1 protein-coding gene is annotated in these 1,540 nt (G+C 63.6%); it reads left to right on the forward strand.

Features of this window, described 5'->3' with window-relative positions:
* Positions 1-67: 67 nt before the first annotated feature.
* Positions 68-1,540, forward strand: a 1,473-nt coding sequence (locus tag AC3WJD_RS21950; RefSeq protein WP_492748971.1) for a class I tRNA ligase family protein, incomplete at its 3' end; no start/stop codon positions are given.

The following is a 1,540-nucleotide window of genomic DNA, read 5'->3' on the forward strand; positions in this document are numbered from 1 at the left end:
CCCGTCCCCTCCCCTGAAGGGGAGGGGTTCCAGTCTTTTCACACTTGCTCTAAGCAGCGCTCCACCTATGACCGAGAAACCCGAGACCCAGCGCGATTGGCGCGACACCGTCTTCCTGCCGAAGACCGATTTTCCCATGAAGGCGGGACTGGCCCAGAAGGAGCCGGCCATCCTCGAGCGCTGGGAAAAGATCGGGATTTACGGCCGGCTGCGCGAACAGCGCGCGGGTCGCGAGCGCTTCATCCTGCATGACGGCCCGCCCTACGCCAATGGCGACATCCATATGGGCCATGCGATGAACAAGGTGCTGAAGGACATCATCGTCCGCAGCCAGACCCTGCTCGGCAAGGACGCGCCCTATATCCCGGGCTGGGACTGCCACGGCCTTCCGATCGAATGGAAGATCGAGGAGGAGTATCGCAAGAAGAAGCTCAACAAGGACGAGGTTCCCGCGGCCGAGTTCCGCGCCGAGTGCCGCGCCTATGCCGAGAAATGGGTGCAGGTGCAGCGTGCGCAGTTCGAGCGGCTGGGCGTGATGGGCGACTGGGAAGACCCGTACCTCACCATGAAGTTCGAGGCCGAGGCCGCGATCGTGAAAGAGCTGCTGAAGTTCGCGGAGAGCGGCCAGCTCTATCGCGGCGCAAAGCCCGTGATGTGGTCCCCCGTCGAGAAGACCGCGCTCGCCGAGGCCGAGGTCGAATATGAGGACATCACCTCGACCCAGATCGACGTCGCGTTCGAGATCGTCGAGAGCCCGATCCCCGAGCTGGTCGGCGCGCATGCGGTGATCTGGACGACCACGCCGTGGACGATTCCGGTGAACCAGGCTTTGGCTTACGGGCCGGAGGTTGAGTACGGCATCTATGACGTTGGCCTCGGTGCCAGCGGCGTAGGGAATGTCGATTTGGAAGCCGCCCAAGATCGACATCCGCTGGCCCATCTATTTGGTCGGAAGGTTTTGATCGCTGCCGATCTTGAAGAGGCCTTTTGCGACCGAATAGACAAGGCGTTGCGAACTATGTCGGACGGCGCCCAGCCCCGGATTGCGCTATTTCCCGCGGGCACTTTGACCGGCGCTCAACTCGCCGGCACCATCGCCCGCCACCCGATGCACGAGCTCGGCGGCTTTTTCGCGAAGCCCCGCCCCTTCCTGCCCGGCGATTTCGTCACCACCGATGCGGGCACGGGCCTCGTCCACATGTCGCCCGATCATGGCGAGGACGACTTCCTGCTCTGCAAGGCCTACGGCATCGATCCCGTCTTCGCGGTGACCGATGACGGGCGCTATCGCGAGGACTGGCTCTGGCTCGGCGGTCAGGGATCGGTCATCAACAACAAGTTCAACGCACCCGACGGCCCGATCTGCGAGGACCTGCGCGAAGCGGGCGCGCTGCTCGCGGCGTCGCAGGATTTCAACCACAGCTATCCGCACTCTTGGCGCTCCAAGGCGAAGATCATCTTCCGCTGCACCCCGCAATGGTTCATCCCGATGGACCGGCCGCAAAGCCCCTCCTCTTCAGGGGAGGGGTTGGGGTGGGGA

The sequence above is a fragment of the Sphingobium sp. FW306-1B-F04DB genome, assembly GCF_058781925.1.